The following is a 2,411-nucleotide window of genomic DNA, read 5'->3' as shown; positions in this document are numbered from 1 at the left end:
TCTGACCTGGCGCGATCTGGATTCCATTGCCGTGACGTACGCGCCGGGGCTCGTGGGTGCGCTCGTGGTGGGCGTTGCGTTCGCGAAGGGCGCCGCGTGGGCGGCCGGCAAGCCGTTCATCGGCGTGAACCATCTGGAAGGCCACCTGTACGCGAACAAGATCGGCGCGCCCGATTTCCAGCCGCCCGCGGTGGTGTCGCTCGTGTCGGGCGGCAACACGCTGCTCGTGCATATGAAGGGCTGGGGCGACTACGAAACGCTGGGCGCTACCATCGACGACGCGGTGGGCGAGGCGTTCGACAAGGTGGCGAAGGCGCTGGGCCTGGGCTATCCGGGCGGTCCCGTCATCTCGCGCGAGGCGGCCAAGGGCGACCCGAACGCCATCCCGTTCCCGCGTGCCATGATGCACTCGGGCGACCTGCGCTTCTCGTTGTCGGGTCTGAAAACCGCGGTGGTCACCTATATCAACAACGAACGCGCCGCCGGCCGCGAGCTGAACGTGCCGAACATCTGCGCCAGTTTCCAGCAGGCGGTGGTGGACGTGCAGGTGAAGAAGGCCGAAATGGCGCTCGAGCAGACGGGCGCGCGCACGTTCTGCCTCGGCGGCGGCGTGGCTGCGAACCCCGCGCTGCGCGACGCGTACGAGCAGCTGTGCGAGCGTCTGCACGTGCGCCTCACCCTGCCGCCCTTGAGCGCTTGCGGCGACAACGCCGGCATGATCGCGCTGGTGGCCCTCGACCGCCACAACCAGGGCAAGTTCTTCACCCTGGAAGCCGACGCCCAAGCCCACGCCAACCTCGACGAGCCGTACTGACGAGTCGAGGCGTCGCTACGCCCTTATGCGTACTCGTTGAACAAGAGGCTGAACAAAGTCAATACTAGAACATAAGTTCGTTTTTCTTTATACTGAGAGGGTAAGGAAAAACGGCGTTGTGCTTTGCTGCACCCTTCGGTCCGAAGCGCCACGGAGGGAAGGGGTCACGCATGGCTCGTCTGCGCATCTTGTTGTATGGTATCGATAGTGATACTATTCATGAGTAGATTGGAGCGCATCGTCGGGGCGATGCGGCAAAATCCCTGCAACGTCGCTTTCTCGGATCTCGCGTACGTTTGCGAGACGTATTTCGGCGAGCCGCGCCAGAAAGGGACGTCGCATCGCGTGTACCGTACGCCTTGGAGCGGCGATCCGCGCATCAATATCCAGAACGATCGCGGCAAAGCGAAGCCTTATCAGGTAAGGCAGGTCCTTAAAGCGATAGACATGGTATCGGAGGTGCAGTGACGTGAACGATGCAGATCGATACGCGTATCGGGTCGTGTGGTCACAGGAGGATGGGGAATACGTCGGGACGGTTGCCGAGATGCCTTCGCTTTCGTGGCTTGCGGACACGCCCGAAAAGGCGTTCGACGGCATTCGGTCGCTTGCCGTCGAAGCCGTTGCCGATATGGAAGCCTTGGGAGAAGCCGCGCCCGCCCCGATTGCGAGCCGGGCGTACTCTGGGAAGTTCCAAGTGCGCATCCCTCCCGAACTCCATCGTAGGCTTGCGATGGAGGCCGCAGAGGAGCGAGTGTCCCTCAATCGCCTTGTTGCGGCGCGCTTGGCGTAGCACCGCCTCTCCGGGTCAGTGCTGACGTTCCGGCCGACCTCCGTCTTAACCTCATCTTAACGCCCGCACCCTCCATCTTTACGCCGTGCTCATGCGGTTCTTCCTATGCTGGGTTCGTGGCGGTGCTGTCGTATGCGCCGCCACGCAAAAGGACCGATAGGAAAGGATCGAGATGGAATTCGTAGCAGGCTTCGTAGGAGGGTTGAGCATCTTCCTTGCGCTCTACCTGTTCTACAAGCTTCTCAGGGGCGGTGACGAACGGTGATAGACGAGCTGTTCGAATACGGCGTGTACCTGGCGCTGCTGGTGGCTTTGGCCATCCCGCTGAGCGCGTACCTCAACAAGGTCATGGCCGGTCAGAAGACCGTGCTCTCGCGGGTGCTGGTTCCGGTGGAGAACGCGGTCTACCGCTGCATCCGCGTAGACAAGTCCGAGGACATGGGGTGGAAGCGCTATCTTGTGAGCGCGTTCGCGTTTTCGGCGATCTGCCTGGTCGGGCTGTTCGCCATTCTCATGCTGCAAGGTCTGCTGCCGTTCAACCCCGAAGGGCTTCCCGGGCTGTCCTGGGATCTCGCGTTCAACACCGCCGTCAGCTTCGTCACGAACACGAACTGGCAGGCGTACAGCGGCGAGAGCGCGCTCAGCTACTTCTCCCAGGCGATCGGCCTGACGGTGCAGAACTTCGTCACGCCCGCCGTGGGCTTGGGCGTTTTGTTCGCGCTGTTCCGCGGCATCGTGAGCGAAGGGAATCCGGGCCTCGGAAACTTCTGGGTCGATGTGACGCGCGCGGTGCTGTTCGTGCTC

4 protein-coding genes are annotated in these 2,411 nt (G+C 62.4%); all 4 read left to right on the top strand.

What is annotated here, in order from left to right:
* Positions 1-814 (top strand): tRNA (adenosine(37)-N6)-threonylcarbamoyltransferase complex transferase subunit TsaD (gene tsaD / locus ACMO6A_RS07675; RefSeq protein ID WP_418471028.1); only part of this gene is annotated, 814 nt, incomplete at its 5' end.
* A gap of 219 nt (positions 815-1,033) precedes the next feature.
* Positions 1,034-1,282, top strand: a complete 249-nt coding sequence (locus ACMO6A_RS07670) for a toxin-antitoxin system toxin component HicA family (RefSeq protein WP_021410031.1) — start codon at positions 1,034-1,036, stop codon at positions 1,280-1,282.
* Position 1,283: 1 nt separating this feature from the next.
* Positions 1,284-1,607 (top strand): type II toxin-antitoxin system HicB family antitoxin, encoded by a 324-nt coding sequence (locus ACMO6A_RS07665; protein ID WP_009305210.1) that lies wholly within the window; start codon positions 1,284-1,286, stop codon positions 1,605-1,607.
* A 261-nt stretch (positions 1,608-1,868) separates the two neighbouring features.
* On the top strand, positions 1,869-2,411 hold a 543-nt coding region (locus ACMO6A_RS07660), incomplete at its 3' end, for a potassium-transporting ATPase subunit KdpA (protein ID WP_418471027.1).

The sequence above is a fragment of the Eggerthella sp. genome (assembly GCF_048329335.1).
Classification (GTDB): Bacteria; Actinomycetota; Coriobacteriia; order Coriobacteriales; family Eggerthellaceae; genus Eggerthella; species Eggerthella lenta.
The sequence above is the reverse complement of the archived record's forward strand: the minus strand, read 5'-3'. Positions and strand labels throughout refer to the sequence as shown.

Excerpts from the sequence above, each read along its gene's own strand:
- ACMO6A_RS07670 (WP_021410031.1), top strand. The coding sequence starts at position 1,034 with ATGAGTAGATTGGAGCGCATCGTCGGGGCGATGCGGCAAAATCCCTGC.